Source organism: Zunongwangia endophytica (genome assembly GCF_030409505.1).
GTDB lineage: Bacteria > Bacteroidota > Bacteroidia > Flavobacteriales > Flavobacteriaceae > Zunongwangia > Zunongwangia endophytica.
Window position 1 is genome coordinate 315,218 of sequence record NZ_JAUFPZ010000002.1, and the last position, 26,891, is coordinate 342,108.

Below are 26,891 nucleotides of genomic sequence, written 5' to 3' on the forward strand. Positions count from 1 at the left end.
TTATTTTAGAAATTAAGATTTACACCAACTGTAAATGTTCTTGGTCTAGGGTAGAAATTATTATCAATACCTCCATTGATTTCAGGATCAAGACCATCATAATCGGTAATAGTCAATACATTCTGTACGGTGCTATAAAGTCTTAGACTCGATTCTTCAAAAATCTGGTCGAAAGTATAACCAAGTGTTATATTATCTAATTTGAAGAAAGAAGCATCTTGAACATAGTAATCACTTTGTAAGTTAGTCTCAGTTAAACTCTGGAAACCCGTATCAAAATAATTGCTGTGTAAATTTGTAAGAATACTATTTTCAGTAGCTCTGATCTCGTACGATTTAGCAGAGGCCATATTATTATATGCATAATTACCTAAGCTTGCTCTAGAAACTACCGCTAAATCCCAGTTGTTGAAACTTACATTCATATTTAATCCCATAGTTATATCTGCAAATGGATCTTTATACAAATACTTGTCTTCATCATTTATCTGGTTATCTCCGTTGCGATCTACATAAGCACCTTCTATTGGTCGTCCTGCTTCATCATAAACTTGTTTGTAAACCCAGTAGCTAAAAGGAGAATATCCTTCTTTATGTAATTGAATATTGTTACCAGTACCACCGTTAATACCACCAACTTCGGTTTGATCTGGTAAATTGGTAATTTCGTTTTTATTGTATGCAATATTGTAACCGATACTCCATTTGAAATCTTCAGTTTGTACAGGAATGACGTTCAGTTCGAATTCAATTCCTTTATTTTCCATGTCACCTATATTTTTATCAATTCCATTCGAGAAATTGGTAAATGGATCTACAATAACATAACTTATCATATCTTCGGTTTTTTTAAGATACGCATTAAAAGAACCTGAAATTCTATTATCAAATAAGGAATAATCGATTCCTGCATTAATGGTTCTACCAACTTCCCATCTTAGATCTTCATTTATAGCTTCTGGACGATATGTTTGATAATATGAAGAACCAAATTGATAGTATGCATTTTGTTGAGATGCGGTATATCGAGTTAAAAATAAGTAGTTGCCTAAACCGTTAACGTTTGCAATCTCTCCATAACCAACACGAACTTTTAGTTGGTCTACCGTATTCGATTTAAAGAAATCTTCGTTATTGATGTTCCATGCCAAAGCCATCGAAGGGAAATATCCCCAACGATCATCAGGATTTAATTTTGAAGATGCATCGGCTCTTAAAGTGGCAGTTAATAAATAGCGATCTGCATAATTGTAGTTTGCTCTTCCAAAATAAGAAAGAAGAGTATTCTCGCTTTTATCGATCACTACAGGATCAAATCCATCTTGTAATCTTTCGCTGTTATAACTATCATCTGCTCTTTCAAAACTTTGATAAGAGTATCCAAGAACAGCATTAAGACTGTGTTCGTCAAAATCCTTATCATAAGTTAGATAAGCATCAAAAAGTTTATTAGTACTAATGTTGCTATAAGTAACATACGATCCATCCCAATCTAATTGCGAAGAAGGCATATTTTCTGAAACTATAGTTCTTCCGTTACTATTCGTTTTATCTAAACCAACATTTACGGTAGCAGTTAAATCTGGAAAAAAATGCAGTTTGTAATCTATTTTAGCATTTCCTATAAATCTTCGCACTTCTGCAGCATCATGTTTTTCGTTAATTAATGCAATAGGATTTACGGGAGCTAAATTGTTTAATACAAACCTGTCAGCATCTTCACTATATGTTAACCAGGAATTATAGTTGCTAAATGGAGAGTTTTCATCGTAAATAGCCTGAGTAGGATCGTAATCTACAGCAGTTCCAATAGCATCACGATTTGCAAATGTATTTTCTGTATACATACCTCGTCCATTAAGCTCTACTTTTAAATGACCTTCCATAAAACTAGGTCGCAAGCTTACAGATCCTGTAGTTCTGGAGAAATTATCACCAGATAAAATACCATCTTGATCTGTATAACCAAGAGATGCACGAGTTGGCATAAAACCTCCAATATTTCCAGTCGTACTTAGATTGTGATCAAAACCAATAGCTTCAGAATAGATTTCTTTTTGCCAATCCATATCGGCATTTCCTAATCTTTCGATCGCCGCTTCATTTCCTACTTCATTTACTAATGATGTAAACTCTTCAGCATTCATAACATCTACATAATTGGTAGGTCTTGAAACTGTCGTGTTGCCAGAATAATTAAATTTGAATTCTCCTCCTTTTCCTTTTTTGGTGGTAATTAAAATTACTCCATTTGCAGCACGAGAACCGTAGATCGCAGTAGAAGATGCATCCTTTAATACCGTCATGCTTTCAATGTCATTCGGGTTGATGAAGTCTAATGGGTTTCGGGATCCACCAACATTACTGTTATCTAATGGAATTCCGTCAACCACGTAAAGCGGAGAACTATTCAAAGAAATAGACCCAATTCCACGAATATTAATATTTTGTCCCTCACCAGGCGCTCCACCACCCGATGTAACGGTAACTCCGGCTATTTTACCGGTTATTAACTGCCCGGCAGTGTTTACCTGTCCCTGGTTAAAGTCTTCTGTAGAAACCTGATTTACAGCTCCAGTTGCATCTTTTTTGCGAACAGTACCATATCCTACTACAACCACTTCATCTAGTGTGGCCTGGTCTTCTTCTAACTTTACATCGATTGTTTTTTGACCTGCAAATTCGATTTCTTTTGTAGCAAAGCCTAAGAAAGAATAAACTATCGTGTCTCCAACTACAAGGTTTTCGATCGTGTATAAACCATCAAAATCTGTAATGGTTCCATTACTTGTTCCCTTCAAAATTACGTTTGCTCCAGGAACAGGCATGCCAGTTTCGGCTTCTGTTATCGTTCCTGAAACGGAATTTTGAGCAAAAAAGCTCATCGGCAGCATAAACAGCAAAAACAATGTGCTTTTAATAAATGTTCTCATAAATTTCCTATTGAATTTCACTTAGATTATAAACTTTATATTTTTACTTCCTGAGGTTAAAACTATGTAAAATAAAGACATAAAAATTGCGGATATCTCAAAAAACAGTCACTACAACGATGTAGTGTTGACAACTTTTCGATTTTGAACTGTATTTTTACTCAATTTGTAAAATTAAAGTCCTGTTTATTGCTATTTTTACATTGAAAGCGATTCAAAGAAGAAGATTCTAAATTTATGAGGCCAAAACTTACGTTGAAACAAATTGCAAGAGAACTTGATGTATCCATTTCAACTGTTTCAAAATCACTTAGAGACAGTCCTGAGATCGGAGAAGATACTCGACAAAAAGTACAGGCGTTTGCTAAATTGTACAACTACAAACCTAATAATATCGCTCTTAGTCTAAAGAATCGAAAGACTAAGACGATAGGAGTCGTTATTCCAGAAATCGTACATCATTTTTTTACTACTGTAATTAGCGGGATAGAACATGTAGCCAATGAGATGGGGTATAGTGTAATGGTTTGTTTATCTGATAATAGTTTTGATAAAGAAGTGCTGAATATGGAGATGTTAGCCAACGGAAGCATCGACGGTTTTATTCTATCGGTGGCTAAAGAAACCATGCAAAAAGGAGATTACCATCATTTAATTGAAGTAGTAAATCAAGGCATGCCATTGGTGTTATTTGATCGATCGGTAGAAGAAGTACCATCAGATAAGGTAATTATTGACGATGTAAGAGGAGCGAAGCAGGCTGTTCAGTTCTTAATTGATAAAGGAGCAAAGAATATTGGTATTATTTCTACCGTAGATTACGTAAGTGTAGGCAAGTTAAGAACTCATGGCTATACCCAGATTCTAGAAGACAATGGTTTACCAGTAAATCAAAACTTTATTCTGAAAATAGAAGATATGGATCGTGTAGACGAAGAGATTGCTTCATTTATTGAGAATACTGAATTAGATGCGCTTTTTGCGGTAAATGAACATTTTGCAGCCGCTGCGGTACGAGCCATTCAGAATAAAGGAAAAAAAGTACCAGAAGATGTTCAGGTAATAGGCTTTACCGATGGCGAATTATCGAAACGTTTTATACCTAGTTTAACAACCATAAGTCAGCATGGTAGCCGAATGGGAGAGGAAGCGGCCAGATTATTAATTGAAAAATTAGAGAAATCTCCACAAGAAGAAGAAAGCTATAAGACGATTATAGTTGAAACAGGTCTAATAGAGAGAGAATCAACAAAAAAATGATTTAATATCGCTATTTTTAATTAATTAGCTATATTTATCGCCAAATTAGTTAATTTATCAGAACTTATATTTTTACTTCCTACCAAAAGTAAGTTTTGATAAGTCTTAGTGCTTATCGTAACCATTTAATATTACGATATGCAGAAACGCAAATTAAGTTTCTGGGAGATCTGGAATATGACATTCGGATTTCTCGGGATTCAAATGGGATTCGCATTACAAAATGCAAATGCCAGCCGTATCCTTCAGGTTTTTGGTGCAGAGGTCGAACATCTCTCGTGGTTTTGGATAGTTGCTCCTGTTACAGGTTTAATTGTTCAACCAATCATTGGTTATTATAGCGACCGTACCTGGACCAAATTAGGGAGACGTCGCCCATTTTTTCTAACCGGAGGGATTCTAGCCGCTATTGGTTTGATACTAATGCCCAATGCCGATCTATTTATTGCCATTATGCCATCCTTGTGGGTGGGCGCTGGTATGCTAATGATCATGGATGCTTCTTTTAATGTTGCAATGGAGCCGTTTAGGGCACTTGTTGCAGATAATTTACCTAGCGATCAACGTACCTTAGGATTCAGTATTCAAACGGTGTTAATTGGTATTGGTGCTGTAATAGGATCTTGGTTACCGTATGTCTTAACCAACTGGATTGGATTTACTAATCGCGCTGCTGAAGGAGAAATTCCATTAAATCTATTATTATCATTTATAATTGGGGCTGTAGTTTTAGTGATAAGTATATTGATTACTGTTTTTACTACCAAAGAGTATAGTCCAGAGGAATTAGAAAATTTCCATTCCCAAGAAGACAAACCAGGCAATATAGTTCCAGATGAAGAAAAGTCTAAAATCACTGATATTTTTACTGATTTTGTAAAAATGCCGCATACTATGCGCCAGCTGAGTTGGGTACAATTTTTCTCATGGTTTGGATTATTTGGAATGTGGGTATTTGCTACTCCTGCTATAGCACATCACATTTATGGATTACCACTATCAGATTCTAGTAGCGAAACCTATCAGGATGCCGGGGATTGGGTTGGGATTCTCTTTGGTGTTTATAATGCCGTTTCTGCAGTATTTGCATTTTTCTTACCGGTAATAGCGAAGAAAGTCGGACGAAAAAGGACACACATTATTTCTCTAATCGTCGGAGCAGCAGGATTGCTTTCTATTTATTTTATGCCAGATGAAAACTGGGTGATCTTAAGTATGATGGGGATTGGTATTGCTTGGGCAAGTATTCTTGCAATGCCTTATGCAATTTTAGCCGGAGCTATCCCACCAAGAAAAATGGGAGTGTATATGGGGATTTTCAATTTTTTTATTGTTGTTCCCCAAATCATAAATGCTCTTATAGGTGGTCCTATGGTTAAATACCTTTTCGGAGGAAATCCCATTTATGCGCTAATGATGAGCGGTGGAGCCTTTCTTATTGCTGCGCTTCTAACCATAAGAATAGACGATGTAGACGAACAAGTCACAAACTAAATTTAAAAAGAACATACTACTAATATGAGTCAAAAAGCTATCATATTCGATCTTGATGGTGTAATTGTAGATACCGCCAAATTTCATTTTCTAGCCTGGAAAAAACTGGCAAATGATCTTGGTTTCGATTTTACCAAAGAACAAAATGAAGAGTTAAAAGGAGTAAGTCGTGTACATTCTCTAAAGAAGATTCTTAATTGGGGAAATAAAGAACTTTCTGAAGAAGAGTTTAATCACCAAATGCAATTAAAAAATGAGAATTATCTGTCTTATGTAAATAAGATGGATAAAGGTGAAGTGCTTCCGGGAGTTCAAAAAGTTTTGGATTATTTAGAAGAACAAAATATCCCTTATGCACTGGGATCTGCCAGTAAAAATGCACGCCATATTTTAGAGAAAATCGATTTAAAGGATGGTTTTGATGCTATTGTTGACGGTACAGATGTTAGCAAAGCTAAACCAGATCCTGAAGTTTTCTTAATTGCTGCTGAAAAGTTGAATGTTGCTCCGCAAGATTGTATCGTATTCGAAGATTCGGTTGCAGGAATTCAGGCAGCCAATAAAGGCAAAATGACAAGTATTGGTATTGGTGAAGAAAAAACACTTCACGAAGCCGATTATATTTTCAAGGATTTTACAGAAATCTCGATTGAATTTTTACAAAATCTACTCCAAAAATAAATACAATTAACAATGAATCAGGATTATATTAAACCAGATGCATGGTCCATTATAGAAGAAGGTTTCGACGCTTCTCACGTTCAATCTTCAGAAAGTTTATTCAGTTTAGGTAACGGAGCTATGGGGCAACGTGCCAATTTTGAAGAGCAATACTCAGGGGAGACTTTTCAGGGAAGTTACATCGCCGGAGTTTTTTACCCCGATAAAACTAAAGTTGGCTGGTGGAAAAACGGCTATCCAGAATATTTTGCAAAAGTATTAAATGCTCCAAGTTGGATAGGTGTCAATGTTCACATTAATAAGGAAGCTTTAGATCTAAACACTTGTAAAGAAGTTAAAGATTTTATTCGTGAATTGAATATGAAAGAAGGCTATCACAAAAGAAGTTTTGTAGCAGTGATGCCTAATGATCTTGAAGTAAAAGTAACCGCAACTCGTTTTTTGTCGATTGTAAATGATGAATTAGGAGCCATAAATTATGAAGTTGAGGTCCTAAATGATGATGCAGTTGTAAAATTCAGTCCGTATTTGGACGGCGGGATTACCAACCGCGATGCCAATTGGGAAGAACGTTTTTGGGAAACTTTAGCCGTTAAAGCTGAAAACAATCAGGCTTTTGTTGTTTCTAAGACTTTAAAGACAGAATATCACATTGGCACGTACATGCAGTCTGAAATCACCCTAGATGGAGAAAAAATTCAGGTTGAAGGTGAAGTCGATAAAACTGAAGATCATGTGAGTATTGCTTATGCTGTTAAAGTAAATAAAGGAGAAAAAATTGCGCTTCAAAAATATGCCGGTTATGTAACTGATATGAATCATAAGCAAGATTCGTTAATTTCAGCAGCAAAAAATGTACTCGAAAAAGCTACAAAATCAGGTTTTGCACAATTACTTCAGGAGCAAAAAGACGCTTGGGCTAACATCTGGGAAATGGCAGATATCACAATTGATGGTGATGTAAAAGCGCAACAGGGAATACGTTTTAATATCTTTCAGCTTAATCAAACTTATTTAGGGAAAGATGAGCGATTAAATATTGGTCCTAAAGGATTTACCGGTGAGAAATATGGCGGTAGTACGTATTGGGATACCGAGGCGTATTGTATTCCGTTTTACATGGCAACTAAAGATCAGCAGGTCGCTAGAAATTTGTTGACGTATCGCTACAATCATTTAGAAAAAGCTCAAGAGAATGCACAAAAATTAGGATTCGATAATGGTGCAGCGCTTTACCCGATGGTAACGATGAATGGTGAAGAAAGCCATAACGAATGGGAAATTACGTTTGAAGAAATTCACCGTAACGGTGCTATGGTTTTTGCCATTTACAACTATGTTCGTTTTACAGGCGATTATAGCTACGTACCAGAAATGGGCTTAGAAGTAATGATTGCAATTGCAAGGTTTTGGCAGCAACGTGCTAACTTCAGTAAAAACAAAAATAAGTATGTGATTCTTGGGGTTACCGGTCCTAATGAGTACGAAAATAACGTGAACAATAATTTTTACACTAATTATTTAGCGAAATGGTGTATCGAATATTGTATCGAAAATATCGAGAAAATTAAAGCTGATTATGCTGAAGATTATGCCCGAATAATGGCTAAAACCAATTTGGAAGCTGAAGAGATTGCCAAATGGAATGAGGTAGCTAAAAATATGCATTTTCCATATTCTGAAGAATTTGGCGTTTACCTTCAGCAAGATGGTTTTTTAGATAAAGAAATCGAACCGGTAAACACGCTCACTAAAAAACAACGCCCAATTAACCAAAATTGGAGTTGGGATCGTATTTTAAGAAGTTGCTACATTAAACAGGCCGATGTGCTTCAGGGTTTCTACTTTTTTGAAGATCATTTTTCCGAAGAAAACTTAGAGAAGCATTTCGATTTTTATGAGCCAATTACGGTTCACGAATCTTCATTGTCACCATGTGTACATAGTATTCAGGCAGCGAAATTAGGCAGAATGGACCAGGCCTATACCTTTTACTTAAGAACATCGCGATTGGATTTAGATGATTATAATCACGAAGTGAAAGAAGGTTGCCACATTACCAGTATGGCAGGAACATGGATGAGTATTGTAGAAGGTTTTGGAGGAATGCGCGTAGTAGATGGAAAATTATCGTTTACGCCACAATTACCGGAGCAATGGAATAGTTTCAGCTTTAAAATAAACTTTAGAAACCAGATTTTAAAGATCAATATTGGTAAAAATGAGACTACATTTTCTGTAGATGGAAATGAGCCAATGAACGTATTATTAAACGGAGAACAGGTGAATGTGCAAAACACCGTAAATAGCTAAAAAGCCTTTTAGAGGTATTTGATTAAAAAATTTTATAGATGAAAAATATTATAGCAGTAATTACAATTTGTTTTTCTGTTTTAGGATTGCAGGCTCAGGAGTTAAAATCTCCTGACGGTAACCTTAAGATGGAATTCAGTTTAAAAGAAAACGGAACTCCGGCGTATCAATTATTTTACAAGGGAGAAGAAGTTATTAAAACCAGTAAACTTGGTTTAGAACTTAAGGACGATTCAGCATCTTTAATGAGCGGATTTGAAATTTCTGACTCAAAAACATCGAATTTTGATGATACCTGGACGCCGGTTTGGGGAGAACAGGCTGAAATTAGAAATCATTACAACGAGTTGGCAGTAACAATAAATCAGCCTTCAGAAGATCGAAAAATGATAATTCGATTTAGAATGTTTAATGATGGTTTAGGCTTTCGTTACGAGTTTCCGCAGCAAGATAATCTCGTTTATTTCGTAATCAAAGAAGAACATACTCAGTTTGCGATGACGGGAGATCATACTGCCTATTGGATTCCTGGAGATTACGATTCTCAGGAGTATGATTATACCATATCTAAACTTTCTGAAATTAGCAATAAATTCGATGAAGCTTTGACTGATAATGCTTCTCAAGAACAATTTGCAAAAACAGGGGTACAGACTTCATTAATGATGAAGACTGATAGCGGAATTTATATCAACCTTCATGAAGCTGCTTTAAAGGAATATTCTTTAATGAATCTGAATTTAGATGAAAAGAATCTTGTTTTTGAATCCTGGCTAACGCCAGATGCGATAGGAAATAAAGGGTATTTACAAGCGCCAGCCAATTCTCCTTGGAGAACAATTATGGTTAGTGATGATGCGACAGATATTTTAGCGTCTAACATCACACTAAATCTTAACGAACCTAATAAAATTGAGGACACTTCCTGGATCAAACCAATGAAATATATTGGTGTTTGGTGGGAAATGATCACCGGAAAAAGTACCTGGAATTACACCGATGAATTTCCGTCTGTAAAATTAGACGAAACCGATTTTGAAAATGCTAAGCCTAACGGAAAACATGGTGCTACAACCGAGCATGTAAAAGAATATATAGATTTTGCTGCTGAAAATGGTTTTGATGGCGTATTAGTTGAAGGCTGGAACGTTGGCTGGGAAGACTGGTTTGGACATTCTAAAGATTATGTTTTCGATTTTGTAACACCTTATCCAGATTTTGATGTGGAAGGAATACATAAATATGCTGAATCTAAAGGCGTACAAATGATTATGCACCATGAAACTTCATCTTCAATTCGTAATTACGAACGTCATTTAGATACGGCGTATCAGTTTATGAATAAGTATGATTATCCTGCGGTGAAAAGTGGATACGTTGGGGATATTGTGCCACGAGGTGAGCATCACTATGGACAATGGGCGATAAATCATTTTTTATATGCGGTTAAAAAAGCAGCCGATTATAATATTATGGTAAATGCGCACGAAGCAGTTAGACCTACAGGATTGCGTAGAACATGGCCCAATTTAATTGGAAACGAATCTGCACGAGGAACCGAGTTTCAGGCGTTTGGTGGTTCTAAGCCAAATCACGTGACCGTTCTTCCATTTACCCGTTTAATTGGTGGACCAATGGATTATACACCGGGGATTTTTGAGATGGATATTAGCAAGATCAATCCAGATAACAATTCGCATGTAAACTCAACCTTGGCCAATCAGTTGGCACTTTATGTAACGATGTATAGTCCGCTGCAAATGGCAGCAGATCTTCCTGAAAACTACAAGCGTTTTCCAGATGCTTTTCAGTTTATAAAGGATGTAGCTTTAGATTGGGACGAAAGTAAATATATAGAAGCAGAACCTGGAGAATATATTACTGTAGCGAGAAGAGCTAAGGGAACCCAAGATTGGTTTGTTGGAAATGTGAATGGAAATGAATCCAGAAAATCAAAAATTAAGCTTGATTTCTTAGAAGATGGTAAAAAGTATGAAGCGACGATTTATGCTGATGCTAAAGATGCACATTACAAAACCAATCCACAGGCTTATAAGATCACCACGAAAACCGTAACTAGCAAGTCAACTTTAAAACTTACTTCAGCGCCTGGTGGCGGTTATGCGATAAGCATTTTTGAGAAAAAATAACTAGAAGTGATATTTAGAATTTAGATCGCTACGCTGTTAGATTAAAGAAAATAGATGAGCTTAATTTGAAAATGTGCAGATGTGTCAATTTGAAAATTAATATTGAATCTTAAATTTTGAATTATTATTGAAATACGTTGTCATTTCGACTGAAACAAAGTGAAGCGCAGAAATCTTTCCACGAATTAAAATTAGTGTCCAGAAATCTTATTTAACCCAAACTAACGGCTGATAGCTATTCGCTAAAAGCTGTAAGCTGAAAACAAAAAAATGAAAACTAAATTATATAATCTTATGTTATTCCTGATGTTATTTTCAGGAATTACGCAAGCTCAAATCGATAAAATGGAGCCGCCTTTTTGGTGGAGCGATATGCATCTGGAAGAACTTCAGATTATGTTCTACGGAAAAGATATTGGAACGTATGAGGTTTCCACCGAAGATGAGGTAATCATCAATAATATCAGAAAAACTGAGAATCCAAATTATGTGTTTGTCACTATCAATTCTGGAGATCTTGCTGCTGGAGATTACGAATTTACCTTTAGTAAAAAAGGAAAAAAGAACCTCAAAAAAACTTTTGAATTAAAAGAAAGAACTGAAGGTTCCGCGCTTCGAGAAGGTTTTGATGCAAGTGATGCGATTTATCTAATTATGCCAGATCGTTTTGCGAACGGAAACCCAGAAAACGATTCCGCGCCAGAAATGCAGGAAAAAGCCGATCGTTCTAAGCAAGGAGGTCGTCATGGTGGTGATTTGCAAGGGGTGATCGATAATCTGGATTATTTAGATGATCTTGGGATTACCGCGCTTTGGAGTACACCTTTACTGGCAGATGATGATGCAGGATATTCTTATCATACCTATGCGCAAAGTGATGTGTACAAGATCGATCCCCGTTACGGAACTAATGAAGATTATAAGCGCTTAGCCGATGAGCTTCATAAAAAGGATATGAAGCTAATTATGGATTATGTAACCAATCATTGGGGTAGTGAACATTGGATGATCCAGGATTTACCAACTTACGATTGGATACATCAATTCCCGGGTTATGAAAATTCAAATTATAGAATGACTACGCAATACGATCCTCACAAATCGGAACATGATTTTAAATATTGTGTAGATGGTTGGTTTACAAGTACAATGCCCGATCTAAATCAAAGTAATCCGTTGGTGCTTAATTATTTGATTCAGAACGCGATCTGGTGGATCGAATATTCAGGATTAGACGGATTTCGTGTAGATACCTATTCTTATAATGATAAAGAAGGCATCGCGAAATGGACAAAAGCGATTATGGATGAATATCCATATTTTAATATCGTTGGTGAAGTTTGGATGCACGACCAGGCGCAAATTAGTTATTGGCAAAAAGATAGCCCAATAGGCGCAATTCAGGATTACAATTCTAATTTACCATCGGTGATGGATTTTACGCTTCATGATGCAATAACCTCGATGTTCCATGAGGAAGATGCCAGTTGGGATCGCGGAATGATTAAAGCTTATGACAATTTTGTGAATGATTTTTTATATGCTGATACCGATAATCTAATGGTGTTTATGGGAAATCATGATACCGGTCGATTTAATGAAATTTATGATGGTGATTTTCAAAAATATAAAATGGCAATGACGATGATTGCTACGGTAAGAGGTACTCCGCAATTGTATTATGGAGATGAAATAGGAATGCGTGGCGATAAAGGAAAAGGTGATGGTGCAATTCGACAGGATTTTCCTGGTGGTTGGAAAGGTGATAAACAATCTGCTTTTTCTGCGGAAGAAAGAACGGAAACTCAGTCGCAATATTTCGATTTAACTTCAAAATTGTTGAATTTCAGAAAAGAAAATGAAGCACTGCAGTTTGGTGAAATGCTTCAGTTTTTGCCTAAAAATAATGTGTATGTGTATTTTAGGTATAACGATGAAAATCGCGTAATGGTGGTGATCAATAACAGTGCTGAAGAACAGACTTTAGATCTAAAAAAATATGCTGAGGGAATTCAAGATTCGACATCTGGGAAAGAAATTATTTCAGGAGAAGATATTCAGCTAAAAGAAAATTTAAGCATTCGTGCACAGGATGCCCTATTAATTCAACTTCAATAAAAATGAAAAGATTTATAATAGCGGCGCTAGCATTAACAATGTTTGCAGCCTGTAAAAACGAAGCTTCAGAAAAGCCGGTTAAAAATGAGAGTGAAAAAGCTCAAAAATTGGCTCCGATAAATGATAGTATTTTAGGACAATCGGTAATTTACGAAGCTAATATTCGGCAATATTCGCCAGAAGGTACTTTTAATGAGTTTACAAAGGATATTCCGCAGTTAAAAGAGTTAGGCGTAAAGGTAATCTGGTTAATGCCGGTTTATCCGATATCTTCAGTAAAAAGAAAAGCTGCCGATGGTAGGTTTGCTGAGGAAATTGAAGATCCCAAGGAGCGCGAAAAGATTTTAGGTAGTTATTATGCAATTTCAGATTATACTGGGATTAATCCTGAATTTGGAACGCTGCAAGATTTTCAGAAATTAGTAAAAACGGCACATGAGAATGATATCTATGTAATACTGGATTGGGTAGCAAATCATACCGGTTGGGATCATATTTGGATTAAAGAACATCCAGAATTTTATACAAAAAACGAAGCGGGTGAAATTATCGATCCTATAAATCCAGAAACCGGTGAAAGCTGGGGATGGACAGATGTCGCTGATCTTAGTTACGATAACAAAGAATTATGGGATGAAATGCGTAAGGAGATGCGTTATTGGGTAGAAGAACAGAATATCGATGGATTCAGATGTGATGTAGCCGGAGAAGTACCTACGGAGTTTTGGGAATCTGCGGTAAAAGAAATCAAACAGGTGAAACCGATTTTCATGTTAGCAGAATCTGAAGATAAAGATCTTTTTGAAGAAGCTTTTGATATGGGATACAACTGGGAAGGACATCATATTTTAAATGCAATTGCGCAGGGAGAACAAAATGCTAAGGATCTAAGCGATTATATGGAGAAAATTGATACCACTTATCAGGAGGACGATTACCTTATGAATTTTGTCACGAATCATGATGAAAACAGTTGGAATGGAACATTAAACGAACGAATGGGAGATGCCGCTGAAGTAATGACGGCTTTAACCTTTACATTACCTGGAATGCCGTTAATTTACAGCGGACAAGAGTATGACATGCAAAAAAGATTACGATTTTTTGAAAAAGATACCATTAATCATCAAAGAGGTAAATTTTGGCCGATTTTATCGAAACTTGGCTCACTGAAAAATGAAAGTCCGGCTTTAGATGGTTCAAAAACGGAAGCTGACTTTTTAGAAATTAAAAATTTGGCTCAGAATACAATTTTCAGTTTCAAAAGAAAGAAAAATAATGAAGAGGTTATTTTTATCGGAAATTTGAGTGGGAAGGATAAAGAGTTTAAAATCAATCTCAATGGCGAATTTATTGATTATATGAATAACGAAAAAGTTTTCGTAATAGAAGAAAATCAAAAATTGCTATTTTCTCCTTGGGAATATAAAATTTTAATAAACCGATAAGAAAATTCACAAAATCCTAAAAACAGTCTCATTTTGAGGCTGTTTTTATTAGTTATTAACCGCAATCGATTTAGTTGTGTCTTAAATTAGGTTATAATTAAGATTTAAAATAGATTTGAGGTGATGGCAAATAAAATAAAGAAAATTGGTGTCTTAACATCTGGTGGCGATGCCCCCGGAATGAACGCCGCAATAAGAGCGGTCGTTAGAGCTTGTTCTTTTTATAAAATTGACTGCGTTGGAGTATATCGTGGCTATCAGGGCTTAATGGAAGGTGACTTCGAAGAGCTGAATGCCAGATCTGTACGTAACGTCATAAATAAAGGTGGTACTTTCCTTAAATCTGCTCGCTCTATGGAGTTTAAAACCAAAGAGGGCAGAAAACGAGCTTACGAGCAATTAACAAAAAATAACATTGACGCTTTGGTTGTTATAGGCGGAGATGGTACTTTTACTGGTGGAATATATTTTAGCCAGGAATTTGATCTTCCAATAGTCGGTATTCCGGCCACAATTGATAATGATATTAGTGGTACAGATTTTACTTTAGGCTATGATACTGCTTTAAACACAGTTGTCGATGCAATAGATAAAATTCGAGATACAGCAAGTTCTCATAATAGATTATTCTTTATTGAAGTTATGGGAAGAGATGCTGGTGATATTGCACTAAATAGTGGAATTGGAGCAGGAGCTGAGGAGATTTTAATTCCTGAAGAAGATGAGGGATTAGAGCGAATGCTTGAATCGCTTAGAAAAAGTAAAATGTCCGGTAAACTTTCTAGTATTATCGTAGTTGCTGAAGGTGAGAAAAGCGGAAAGAATATATTTCAGCTCGCAGAACATGTAGAAGAACAGCTAGAAGGTTACGATATTAGAGTATCTGTTTTAGGACATATACAAAGAGGAGGAAGACCAAGTTGTTTTGATCGCGTTCTTGCCAGCAAATTAGGAGTAGGAGCTGTAGAAGCTTTGATAGACGGGGACTCTAAAGTTATGATTGGCTTAAGCCATCAAAAAGTTGTTCGCGTTCCACTTACCACCGCTATCGATGGTGAGGCAAAATATGATAAAGAATTAAGGAGGGTGGCAGACATCACTTCAGTTTAAATTTTAAAAATAGAAAAATGAGTACAAAAATTGGAATTAACGGTTTTGGCCGTATAGGGCGTATTGCTTTTAGAATAGCAGCTCAAAGTGAGAAAGTAGAAGTAGTAGCTATCAACGATTTATTAGATGTAGATCATTTGGCTTATCTTTTAAAATATGATTCTGTACACGGTAAATTTAAAGGTTCTGTTGAAGTAAAGGACGGAAGTCTTATCGTAGACGGAAAAACTATCAGAGTAACTTCTGAAAAAAATCCGGCAGACCTTAAATGGAAAGATGCAGGAGTAGAAGTTGTTTTAGACTGTACTGGTATCTTTACAGATTTAGATAATGCAAAAGCTCACCTTGAAGCAGGCGCTAGAAAAGTTGTAATTTCTGCACCTTCTAAAACTGCTCCAATGTTTGTAATGGGAGTAAATCATAACGAAGTAACTGCAGATCAGGACATCGTTTCTAACGCATCTTGTACTACAAACTGTCTTGCACCACTTGCAAAAGTGATTGATGATGAGTTTGGTTTAGTAGAAGGTTTAATGACAACTGTTCATGCATCTACTTCAACTCAGTTTACAGTAGATTCTCCATCTAAGAAAAACTTTAGATTAGGACGTAGTGCTATGGCTAACATTATCCCTAGTTCTACAGGTGCTGCTGTTGCTGTAACTAAAGTAATTCCTTCACTTAAAGGAAAACTTACTGGAATGGCTTTTAGAGTTCCAACTACAGATGTTTCTGTTGTGGATCTTACAGTGAAAACTGAAAAAGCTACTTCTTACGAAGAAATTAAAGCAGCTTTCAAAAAAGCAGCTGGTGGAGATTACAAAGGTGTAATTTCTTACACAGACGAGGCTGTTGTAAGCCAGGATTATGTATCAGATGCTCATACTTGTAACTTTGATGCTGAAGCTGGTATCGCACTTAACGATAACTTCTTCAAGTTAATCGCATGGTACGATAACGAGTATGGATACTCTTCAAAACTTATCGATTTAGCTGCTCACGTAGCTTCTCTATAATTAACTAATTTGAGCCTGAAAAGTTGTGCGGTAATTCAATATCTTGAATTTGCATAGTTTTTCAGGCTTTTTTATCTCTAATCAATACTTAACACAAATGATACTAATAGCAGATGGTGGCTCTACAAAGTGCGACTGGATTTTAATGGACGCTTCCGGAGAAAAGATTTTTAAAACCAGAACTAAAGGATTAAATCCGGCTGTATTCCCAGAAATAGTATTAGAACAACGTATAGAAGAAAATGCTGACCTAAGGGAAGTAAAAGACAAAGTACAACGCGTTCACTTTTTTGGTGCAGGATGTGGTACCGCAAAGCCTAGTGCGCTATTAGCAGGAATCATCGGTAATTTCTTTACGAATGCAGATGATGTAATGGTAAAAGAAGATATGGTCGCTGCTGTTTACGCTGCTACTACAGAACCTGGTATCGTTTGTATTCTAGGAACAGGATCTAACTCTTGTTATTTTGATGGAGAGAATATTCATCAATCTGTAGCATCTTTAGGATACATCTTGATGGATGAAGCTAGTGGTAATTACTTCGGAAAAAGATTAATTCGCGATTATTACTACAAAAGAATGCCTCCTGAACTAGCAGTTAAATTTGAAGAAAAATTTGATTTAACTAGTGATGAAATAAAGAGAAATATCTACCAAAAAGATAATCCAAATACTTATTTAGCTTCTTTCGCAGAATTTATTTTTGCTAATGAAAGAAATGGATATTTCTACAAACTAGTACACGAAGGATTAACCGATTTTATACATTCTAGAGTACTTTGTTACCCAGAATGTCGTACTACACCGGTACATTTTATAGGTACTATTGCTTATTTTAGTGAAGACATCATTAAAGCAGTGCTTCAACCTTACGGTATAGAAGTAGGGAATATTGTAAGACGTCCTATCGATGCATTAGTAGAACACTATCGTAAAAATGTGTTAACTGCTTAAATTACAGTTGACTGAAGGGATATAATTTACTAGATTTAGAGAAACTTTCTTTAAATGCTGGTAAAAGTTTATGGTAGTGCTGTTTTTGGAGTAGAAGCAACAACTGTTGCAGTTGAAGTAAATATAGACAAAGGCATAGGCTACCATTTAGTAGGATTACCAGATAATGCTGTAAAAGAAAGCAGTTTTAGAATTGCAGCAGCATTACAAAATAACGGATTCAAATTTCCGGGAAAAAAGATTATAGTGAATATGGCTCCCGCCGATCTTCGAAAAGAAGGATCGGCTTACGACCTAACTTTTGCTATCGGTATTTTGGCAGCTTCTGGCCAGATAAAAGCCGAAAATATTTCAGAATATATTATAATGGGAGAGTTATCCCTTGATGGAAGTTTACAACCCATCAAGGGAGCACTTCCTATTGCCATAAAGGCGAAACAGGAAGGTTTTAAACACTTCATCTTACCAGAACAAAATGCAAAAGAAGCAGCGATAGTTTCAGATATTAAAGTTTTTGGTGTAAATAATTTAAAGGAAGTTTGCGATCACTTTGATAAAGCTTCAGAATTACCTGAGACCATCATCAACACTCGAGAAGAGTTCTATAATCATTTAGATCATCCTGAGCATGACTTTGCAGATGTAAAAGGACAGGAGTCTATTAAACGCTGTATGGAAATTGCCGCAGCAGGCGGGCACAATATTATTTTAATTGGCCCACCCGGAGCCGGTAAAACCATGCTGGCTAAAAGATTACCGAGCATCTTGCCACCCATGACTTTGCATGAAGCACTTGAAACGACGAAAATTCATAGTGTTGTCGGTAAAATAAAAGATCATGGTTTAATGGCGCAGCGACCTTTTAGAAGTCCACATCATACTATTTCTGACGTTGCACTTGTCGGCGGTGGGGCTTATCCGCAGCCGGGAGAAATTTCCCTTTCGCATAACGGTGTTTTATTTTTAGATGAATTACCAGAATTTAAACGCAGTGTTTTAGAAGTGATGCGACAGCCTTTAGAAGATCGAGAAGTCACCATTTCTAGAGCTAGATTTACGGTGACTTATCCTTCCAGTTTTATGCTAGTTGCAAGTATGAATCCTAGTCCCGGTGGATATTTTAATGATCCTGATGCTCCAGTAACTTCTTCACCTGCAGAAATGCAACGCTATTTAAGCAAAATTAGCGGTCCGCTTTTGGATCGAATAGATATTCACATTGAAGTAACTCCGGTTCCTTTCGATAAATTAAGTGATGAGCGTAAAGGAGAAAGTAGTATTGACATTCGAAAACGAGTGACTACTGCCAGAGAATTTCAAACAATGAGATTCGCTGATTTTGACAATATTCATTATAACGCCCAGATGGGAACTAAACAGATTTCAAGTTTCTGCAAATTAGATTCGGCTTCAAAAGCACTGCTGAAAACTGCGATGGAGCGCTTAAATCTTTCAGCAAGGGCTTACGACAGAATTTTAAAGGTTTCCAGAACAATTGCCGATTTAGAAGCTTCCGAAGATGTTAAAGCAATGCATATAAGCGAAGCGATTCAATATAGAAGCTTAGACAGAGAGGGGTGGTTAGGCTAAATCTTTTTTCTTTTTAGCAAGACCTTTAAATTTTTGTAATTAATTTTTGATAAATTGTTCCTGAATTTTCAATCAATCCCAATTCATGAAAAAATTAGTGCTTGTTTTTGTCGCTTTTGGTCTTTTTAGCTGCAAAAAGGAAACAGCCAGTGATATAGAGCAAACCGAGGAAACCTCTTCTGATTCCATTATAGATATAGATTCAATTACCGAGACTATAATTCCTGAAACTACTATCGATTTTACGCTGGAAGAAGCAAATCGTCTCGCAGAACTCCCATTAGAATGCGTTGGAACGCAATATCCTAATAAATTGAGTCAGACGCTCGAAAATGCTGAAGCCATGGGGGAACCAAAAGAATTGCACCCTGCATTTTTTGGTTGTTTCGATTGGCATAGCTCGGTGCATGGGCATTGGTCGTTGGTGGCACTTTTAAAAAGTTTCCCAAATCTTGAAAAAGCAGATGAAATTCGTCAAAAACTGGAAGCCTCTTTAACGGCTGAAAATATCAAGTCTGAAGTAGAATACTTTAAAAGACCCCAAGCATTAAGTTATGAGAGAACGTATGGTTGGGCGTGGCTTTTAAAACTTGCAGAAGAATTGAAAACCTGGGATGATCCAATGGCAACCAAGCTTGATAAAAATCTACAACCACTTACCGATTTAATTGTATCGAGATATCTAGAATTCTTACCAAAATTAAACTATCCAATTAGAGTTGGAGAGCATACCAACACCGCTTTCGGTTTAGGTTTCGCTTACGATTACGCGGTAGCTGCTGAAAATAAAGAGCTTCAGGAAATCATCTCTAAAAGAGCTAAAGATTTTTATTTAAAAGATGATAATTGTCCGATCGCCTGGGAGCCTAGTGGTTACGACTTCTTATCGCCATGTCTAGAAGAAGTAGATATTATGCGAAGAATCATGCCTAAAAATGCATTTTTTCTATGGGTAGAAGATTTTATGCCAGAACTTATGAATAAAGATTTCTCTATTGAAGTAGGCGAGGTATCTGATAGAAGTGATGGTAAACTTGTACACTTAGACGGTCTAAATTTTAGTCGAGCTTGGGTTTTTAATGGCTTAGCTGATACCTATCCAGAAAAGTTTAGCCATTTAAGCTCACTTGCCGATAGTCATTTATCTTATTCTTTTCCTAATCTGGTAGGAGATTCGTACGAAGGCGGCCATTGGTTAGGAAGTTTTGCGATCTATGCGTTAAGCAGAGATAAAAAGTAATTTGAAAAATTATCTGAAAGAATTAGGGCCTGGAGTCTTAGTTTCTGCTGCTTTTATAGGTCCGGGAACCGTTACGGCCTGTACTTTAGCCGGAGTCAACTTTGGCTATTCTTTACTTTGGGCATTATTACTTTCCATTTTTTCTTGCATCATTTTACAGGAAATGGCGGCCAGGCTTGGTGTTGTTTCTCAGAAAGGGCTAAGTGATAATATTCGTGCAGAGCTTAAAAAGCCAGTTTCGCGGTTTTTAGCCTTAGGTTTAATATTTTCTGCAATTGTTATAGGAAATGCGGCTTACGAAGCCGGCAATATTACAGGAGCAGTCTTAGGATTACAAGTGGTATTTGGAGAGCAATATCTAAGCTTCGCTAATTTCGATATTAATCTTTGGAGCCTGCTGGTTGGTAGTATTGCTTTTATAATTCTATGGATAGGGAATTATAAAGTGCTCGAGAAGATTTTTATTGCGCTAGTTCTTATAATGAGTCTGGCTTTTATAATTACAGCTATAGTAGTAAAACCTGATATTAGCCAATTACTAAGTGGATTTATTCCCAATAATATATCTACAGGGATTCTAGGCGTTATTGCTTTAGTAGGAACTACTGTCGTGCCGTACAATCTATTTTTGCACGCATCACTAGTTAGTGAGAAGTGGAAAGATAAAAAGTATCTTAAAACAGCTAAGATTGAATTGATCATAGCAATTGTTTTAGGTGGTATCGTTTCAATGGCGATATTGGTTTGCGGTGCAGCTTCAGGATTGGAAAGTGTAAATAGTGCAATAGATTTAGCTGAAGGTTTAAAACCTGTTTTTGGTAAATACGCCACTTGGTTTATGGCGATTGGTTTGCTATCCGCAGGAATTACATCTTCAATTACCGCCCCTCTTGCTGCAGCCTATGTGGTTAAAGGTTGTTTAGGATGGAAAACGGACCTGAAGTCTGTAAAATTCAAGGCAGTTTGGGCGTTCGTTCTCATTGTAGGTATATTTTGCTCTTCTTTAAAAATTCAGCCAATAAAACTAATTCAGTTTGCTCAAATCGCAAACGGAATTTTACTTCCCGTTATTGCTATTTTCTTGTTTTGGGTGGTCAATAAAGATTCGGTATTAGGTAATAACAAAAATTCACTTCTTCAGAATATTTTCGGTTTTGTGGTGATAACCATTGCCATATTTTTGGGAGTCAAATCTATTATTACCGTGTGGTAAATTCATTCGATTATAATTAAAATATATGCAATTGAAGGCTTATCATTTCTTTTACACTTTTTTATCGAAAAACCTTTATATTAAATTTTCTATCAAAAAAGTACTATGGAAGAAATAGATATTAATTGTGATCTTGGCGAAGGTGGCGATTACGATCACTTACTAATGCCATTAATTTCCAGTTGTAACATTGCCTGTGGTGGCCATGCAGGAAATGTGGAAACTATGTCGAAAACTGTAGACTTGGCTATTGCAAATAATACCAAGATAGGAGCGCATCCTTCGTATCCAGATAAAGCTAATTTTGGTAGAAAATCAATGCAAATTTCTACGGAAGAACTTAAAAGTAGTATCCAAAATCAGGTCTTAGAATTACAAAAAATAGCTTCGGACAAAGGAGTGAAAATCCATCATGTAAAACCGCATGGAGCGTTATATAATGATGCTGCAAAAGATGAAAAAATCGCTAAAATTATAGTGGAAAGTTTGCTTGAAATAGATGCTGGTTTTAGCCTTTTTGTACCATTAAATTCTGTTATTTCTGAAGTCGCAAAAGGGAAAATAAATATCATTTTTGAAGGTTTTGCAGATCGGAATTATGAGGCTGATTATTCATTGGTGAGCAGGTCTAAAACCAATGCGGTAATTGAAGAAAAAGAGGCCGTTTTTAAACATGTTTTTAGCATGTTTAAGCATGGTAAAATTACTATTGAAAATGGCGAAAATCTACCTTGTAATGCAGCTACTTTTTGCCTTCATAGCGACACTAAGAATTCGGTTGAAATTCTAAGATTTTTGCATCAGCGTTTTTCAGAAGAAAATATAAAGATTAAAAACACATGAGTAAGGAATTACCACAAATAACACCACTGGGAGATACCGCCATTTTAATTCAGTTTGAACAAATTATTAGTGAAAAATTGCTGGATAAAATTCTCTTTTATAAGAAAGCGATTGAAAACTTGTTTATTAAACAAAAGGTTGAAGTAATTAATACATATAACTCGATATTAATTAATTACTTTGTCACTATAGAGGATGTTTATGGTGATATTCAGGCTGTAAAAGCGGTTTTTCAACAAGACAATAATACAAAAAATAATAATAGTCGTTTACTTGAAATACCGGTATGTTACGATGCTGAATTTGGGATAGATTTAGAACTAATTAGTGAAGAGAAAAACATAACTATTTCAGAAATAATTTCATTGCATACGCAGCCGGAATATCGCGTTTATTTTATGGGTTTTTTACCCGGATTTTTATACTTGGGCGGGCTTGATAAAAAGCTTCAAATTTCAAGAAAATCACAACCCCGGATGAAGATCGAAAAAGGAGCCGTGGGGATAGGTGAAAATCAAACCGGAATTTATCCAAAAGAAAGTCCCGGCGGATGGCAAATTATAGGTAATTGCCCAATCGATTTTTTTGATAAAAATCAAGAAATTCCAACGGAAATTTCAGCGGGAGATTACATCAAATTTAAAAGCGTAGATCGAGAAGAATTCAGCCAGATAAAAGAAGAGGTAAAACAAGGGAAATATCAATTAAAAAAACAAGATCGCAATGGGTAAAATGAAAGTTTTACAACCAGGACTTTTTAGCAGTATTCAGGATTATGGAAGATTCGGAAACATGAAATTTGGTGTTCCTGTAAGCGGAGTTATGGATCGATATGCAGCACGTACTGCAAACCTAATGTTGAGGAACGATGCGAACGATTCTGTTTTGGAAATTACGATGATGGGACCAAAATTAGAATTTTCTGTAGCTACAAAAATTGTAATCTCGGGAGCCTATCTTTCACCAAAATTAAATGGGGAAGAAGTAGAGAATAATGAAATTATCGAAATTGCCGCAGGTGATATTCTCCGTTTTGGAAGAAGAATTTTAGGATGTCGAGCGTACCTTGCGATTTCTGGAGGTTTTACTACTGAAGAGGTTTTGGGAAGTAAAAGTTGGTATGAAAGTATTACTGAATTTTCTAAGCTTGAAAAAGGAATGGAGATTGCTTTTAACGAAGATGCAGTAAGTAAAATTGAAACTAACGCGTCCTTAAAGTTTGAGAAAAGTTATTTAGAGTCTAATGAAGTTGAAGTTGACAAAGGACCAGAATTTGATGCGCTTTCAGAAAGTCAAAAAGAGGTATTAAGAACTTCAGCATTTAGTATCGATCAAAATAATAACAGAATGGCGATACAATTGAAGGAACAGTTAGAAAATAATTTAGATCCTATAATAACAGGACCGGTGCTGCCAGGAACAGTTCAGTTAACGCCTTCTGGCAAATTAATTGTCTTAATGATGGATTGTCAAACTACAGGCGGTTATCCCAGAGTATTGCAATTAACGAGTAACGGAATTAATGCTATTGCACAAAAATTGACTAACGAAAAAGTGAAGTTTTCTTTTGAAGAATCTATATAAAAATAAAAAAGTGCCGACTAGACGTTTAACGAAGTAATAAAGACCCTACTCAGAATTACTTCACATTCTATCGACACTTTTTTGCCCCAAAACACCTTAGCTAACTAAAATGATACTTCAAAAGTAATTTAAAAGATTCGTATGGCAAAGGGGAAAAACCCCTGTTTTCGTTAAAAATTCTTTTAAACGTTAAAAAATACGTTCAGGATTGTCTTAAAAGCACTTTTTTGTCAAAAACGTTAAAAAATAATTGATTAGCATTAACTTTAAAATCGGCTAAAGCACACTAAAATGGTAGGAAAAGTAGATTAGGGAAGAAAATTAATATCATTTTAGTTTAGAAAAAGAAATTTTACAGGCAAATGTGAGGTTATTTTGAGAGGTTGATTTTTAATTTTCTGAATGTAATTATTCTCATGGTTGTAGGGCAATGTTTGTTATCGTTTCGCGTTAAATATCTTTCTTAGCTGTTTAACTTCTTTATCTTTGTAACATCCAAAGCAAACCTAGTAAGTAATATGAGTAAATCGATAGTTATTGTTGATGATCATGCGCTTTTTGGTCAATCCTTAAAGGTTTTGATTAATTCGTATAAAGATTATCGCGTAAAAGGAGTTTTTACCAACGGAAAGGAACTTCAGGATAATCTAAGAAAAATGGATCTTCGGCCAGATCTTATATTATTAGATGTTCGTATGCCAGTGATGGATGGGCTACAAACGATGCAGTGGCTTAAACGTGAATTTCCGAAGCAAAAAACAATGGCACTCACCATGGAAGATGACGAAGAAACGCTACTAAGAATGCTTAGTTTTGGGTGTAGAGGTTATCTTTTAAAAGATATAGATCCAGATAAGTTTAAGTTGGCCTTAGATCATGTGGTAACCACAGGATATTTTGTAGATCGGGAAGCAATGGACGAGCTGGCTAAGAGAGAGCGCATCAAAGATCAATTTTCTGAAAGAGAAGTAGAATTACTAAAGTATGTTTGTTCAGAAATGACGTACAAGGAAATAGCTTCAGAAATGAATCTTAGTCCAAAAACCATCGATGGATATCGCGAAAGTCTATTTAATAAGCTGAATATAAAAAGCAGGGTAGGTCTTGCAGTTTATGCAATTAAGAATCATTATTGTACTATATAATATTCGTTTGTTTTAGCGTCTTTTTTAGATAATGTAAAGATTTACATAGTATCTTCGTTTCCAGAATTAAACATTCTATTTATAAGATGGAGACACCAACAATAGAGCTTAGAAACCTAAAAGTTCAGGATTATAAAGAGCTAAAAGTTTCAATGATTAAAAGCTACAGCGGCATGCCAGAAGATTACTGGAGTGAAGCTGAAATAAAAACCCTAGTCAAAAAATTCCCAGACGGTCAGTTTTGTATCGTGATCGATAACAAAATTGCAGGTTGCGCACTTTCGATTATCGTAGATTATGAAAAATTTGATGAAAATCACACCTACGATGATATTATAGGAGGCGATAATTTTTCGACGCATTCTAAAAACGGAGATGTTCTATACGGAATTGATGTTTTTATACATCCAGAATATCGAGGTAAACGACTTGGGAGACGATTGTATGAAGCTCGAAAAGAACTTTGCGAACAACTTAATCTGAAGTCGATTGTTTTTGGAGGTCGCATTCCCAACTTTGCGAAATACGCCAACGAGCTCACACCCAAAAAGTATATCGAAAAGGTGAAATTACAGGAAATTCATGATCCTGTTTTATCTTTTCAGTTATCGAATGATTTTCACGTTAAGAAAGTCATTAAAGGATACCTTTCAGGAGATCACGAAAGCAAAGAATATGCGGTTTTAATGGAATGGAATAATATTTATTATACCAAACCTCAAAAACTAATTGAAAGCACAAAAACTGTTGTAAGATTAGGTTTGGTGCAATGGCAGATGCGATTATTTAAAGATTTTGACGCGCTAGTATCACAAATTGAATTTTTTGTAGATGCGGTAAGTGATTATCAAAGCGATTTTATCCTTTTTCCTGAACTATTTAATGCGCCGCTAATGGCTGAATTTAATCACTTAAATGAAGCAGAAGCAATTCGAGGGCTTTCAACTTATACTGAAAGATTATTAGAGGTTTTTACTGATTTTGCGATTAATTACAACATAAACATTATTACCGGAAGCATGCCACAGGTAATTGGTGAACATATGTATAATGTAGGATTTCTTTGTCGTCGCGACGGAAGTTACGAGCGATACGAGAAATTGCATATAACTCCGGCTGAAGAATCTGCCTGGGGAATGAAGGGAGGCACTAAATTACAAACTTTCGATACCGATTGTGGAAAGATTGGTGTACTTATCTGTTACGATGTAGAATTCCCCGAATTACCAAGGCTTTTAGCTGAAGAAGGAATGAATATTCTATTTGTGCCATTTATGACAGATACTCAAAATGGATATTCCAGAGTGAGAATTTGTGCGCAATCCAGAGCAGTGGAGAATGAATGTTATGTTGCGATAGCAGGATCTGTAGGGAACTTGCCAAAAGTGAATAATATGGATATTCAATATGCACAAAGTGCGGTTTTAACTCCATCTGATTTTGCTTTTCCGGTTAATGGTGTTAAAGCAGAAGCAACTCCAAATACAGAAAGCACATTATTGGCCGATGTTGATCTAGATCTACTAAAAGAACTGCATAATTTCGGAAGTGTTCGAAATTTAAAAGATCGAAGAAAAGATTTATATACTATTAAACTGAAAAAATAGATTTTCAGAGGAATTACTTCAAAATTTATACTTAAGTTTATCTTATGAATTTAGAAAACAAGCGCATTATTTCTTCGATTATTGAAGTCATTTTCATTTTGAAAACCTGACCGGGGAAAGATGTGTACTATTATAGCAAAAAAAGCCATCTTTCGAGATGGCTTTTTTTATACTCAGTTTTTAATTTATCT

Annotated in this window: 19 protein-coding genes; 18 read left to right on the top strand and 1 reads right to left on the bottom strand. The window is 35.8% G+C overall.

All coding sequences use genetic code 11. The annotated features are described in order from the left end of the window. Positions 1-5: 5 nt before the first annotated feature. Complete coding sequence (locus QWY91_RS01610; protein WP_290231058.1) at positions 6-2,933, bottom strand: SusC/RagA family TonB-linked outer membrane protein; 2,928 nt, start codon at positions 2,931-2,933, stop codon at positions 6-8. Positions 2,934-3,170: 237 nt separating this feature from the next. Here QWY91_RS01610 and QWY91_RS01615 point away from each other — a divergent pair, with 237 nt between their 5' ends. The 18 genes from QWY91_RS01615 (at position 3,171) to QWY91_RS01700 (ending at position 26,700) form a co-directional block, all read left to right on the top strand. Further along, a complete protein-coding gene (locus tag QWY91_RS01615) occupies positions 3,171-4,193 on the top strand; it encodes a LacI family DNA-binding transcriptional regulator (protein WP_290231061.1) in 1,023 nt (340 codons plus the stop codon). A gap of 138 nt (positions 4,194-4,331) precedes the next feature. Next, positions 4,332-5,687, top strand: a complete 1,356-nt coding sequence (locus QWY91_RS01620; RefSeq protein ID WP_290231063.1) for an MFS transporter — start codon at positions 4,332-4,334, stop codon at positions 5,685-5,687. A 24-nt stretch (positions 5,688-5,711) separates the two neighbouring features. Further along, complete coding sequence (gene pgmB, locus QWY91_RS01625; protein WP_290231064.1) at positions 5,712-6,368, top strand: beta-phosphoglucomutase; 657 nt, start codon at positions 5,712-5,714, stop codon at positions 6,366-6,368. 12 nt (positions 6,369-6,380) lie between these two features. Continuing rightward, a complete protein-coding gene (locus QWY91_RS01630) occupies positions 6,381-8,681 on the top strand; it encodes a glycoside hydrolase family 65 protein (protein WP_290231066.1) in 2,301 nt (766 codons plus the stop codon). 38 nt (positions 8,682-8,719) lie between these two features. After that, a complete protein-coding gene (locus QWY91_RS01635; protein WP_290231068.1) occupies positions 8,720-10,831 on the top strand; it encodes a glycoside hydrolase family 97 protein in 2,112 nt (703 codons plus the stop codon). Positions 10,832-11,101: 270 nt separating this feature from the next. Further along, positions 11,102-12,949 (top strand): glycoside hydrolase family 13 protein, encoded by a 1,848-nt coding sequence (locus QWY91_RS01640; protein ID WP_290231070.1) that lies wholly within the window; start codon positions 11,102-11,104, stop codon positions 12,947-12,949. Between the two features lie 2 nt (positions 12,950-12,951). Further along, positions 12,952-14,397: an alpha-amylase family glycosyl hydrolase gene (locus QWY91_RS01645; protein WP_290231072.1), complete on the top strand. Its 1,446-nt coding sequence runs from the start codon at positions 12,952-12,954 to the stop codon at positions 14,395-14,397. A 123-nt stretch (positions 14,398-14,520) separates the two neighbouring features. Further along, complete coding sequence (pfkA, locus tag QWY91_RS01650; protein ID WP_290231075.1) at positions 14,521-15,507, top strand: 6-phosphofructokinase; 987 nt, start codon at positions 14,521-14,523, stop codon at positions 15,505-15,507. A 17-nt stretch (positions 15,508-15,524) separates the two neighbouring features. Further along, positions 15,525-16,523, top strand: coding sequence for a type I glyceraldehyde-3-phosphate dehydrogenase (gene gap / locus QWY91_RS01655; RefSeq protein ID WP_290231077.1), 999 nt, complete (start codon positions 15,525-15,527; stop codon positions 16,521-16,523). A gap of 97 nt (positions 16,524-16,620) precedes the next feature. After that, positions 16,621-17,478, top strand: a complete 858-nt coding sequence (locus QWY91_RS01660; protein ID WP_290231078.1) for an N-acetylglucosamine kinase — start codon at positions 16,621-16,623, stop codon at positions 17,476-17,478. 54 nt (positions 17,479-17,532) lie between these two features. Further along, on the top strand, positions 17,533-19,068 hold the full coding sequence (locus QWY91_RS01665; protein ID WP_290231080.1) for a YifB family Mg chelatase-like AAA ATPase: 1,536 nt from the start codon (positions 17,533-17,535) through the stop codon (positions 19,066-19,068). A gap of 85 nt (positions 19,069-19,153) precedes the next feature. After that, positions 19,154-20,308 carry a DUF2891 domain-containing protein gene (locus QWY91_RS01670; protein WP_290231082.1) on the top strand — a complete coding sequence of 385 codons (1,155 nt, stop codon included), beginning with the start codon at positions 19,154-19,156 and terminating at the stop codon, positions 20,306-20,308. A 1-nt stretch (position 20,309) separates the two neighbouring features. After that, positions 20,310-21,521: an Nramp family divalent metal transporter gene (locus QWY91_RS01675; RefSeq protein WP_290231084.1), complete on the top strand. Its 1,212-nt coding sequence runs from the start codon at positions 20,310-20,312 to the stop codon at positions 21,519-21,521. Between the two features lie 105 nt (positions 21,522-21,626). After that, a complete protein-coding gene (gene pxpA / locus QWY91_RS01680) occupies positions 21,627-22,364 on the top strand; it encodes a 5-oxoprolinase subunit PxpA (RefSeq protein ID WP_290231085.1) in 738 nt (245 codons plus the stop codon). After that, a complete protein-coding gene (gene pxpB, locus QWY91_RS01685) occupies positions 22,361-23,095 on the top strand; it encodes a 5-oxoprolinase subunit PxpB (RefSeq protein ID WP_290231088.1) in 735 nt (244 codons plus the stop codon). Before pxpA ends, pxpB begins: the two co-directional genes overlap by 4 nt. 1 nt (position 23,096) lies before the next feature. Beyond that, positions 23,097-23,948, top strand: coding sequence for a 5-oxoprolinase subunit C family protein (locus tag QWY91_RS01690; protein ID WP_290231090.1), 852 nt, complete (start codon positions 23,097-23,099; stop codon positions 23,946-23,948). A gap of 518 nt (positions 23,949-24,466) precedes the next feature. After that, positions 24,467-25,093 carry a response regulator transcription factor gene (locus QWY91_RS01695; protein WP_290231092.1) on the top strand — a complete coding sequence of 209 codons (627 nt, stop codon included), beginning with the start codon at positions 24,467-24,469 and terminating at the stop codon, positions 25,091-25,093. Between the two features lie 86 nt (positions 25,094-25,179). Then, entirely contained in the window at positions 25,180-26,700 is a 1,521-nt protein-coding gene (locus tag QWY91_RS01700; protein WP_290231094.1) for a carbon-nitrogen hydrolase family protein, read from the top strand. Positions 26,701-26,891: the final 191 nt, after the last annotated feature.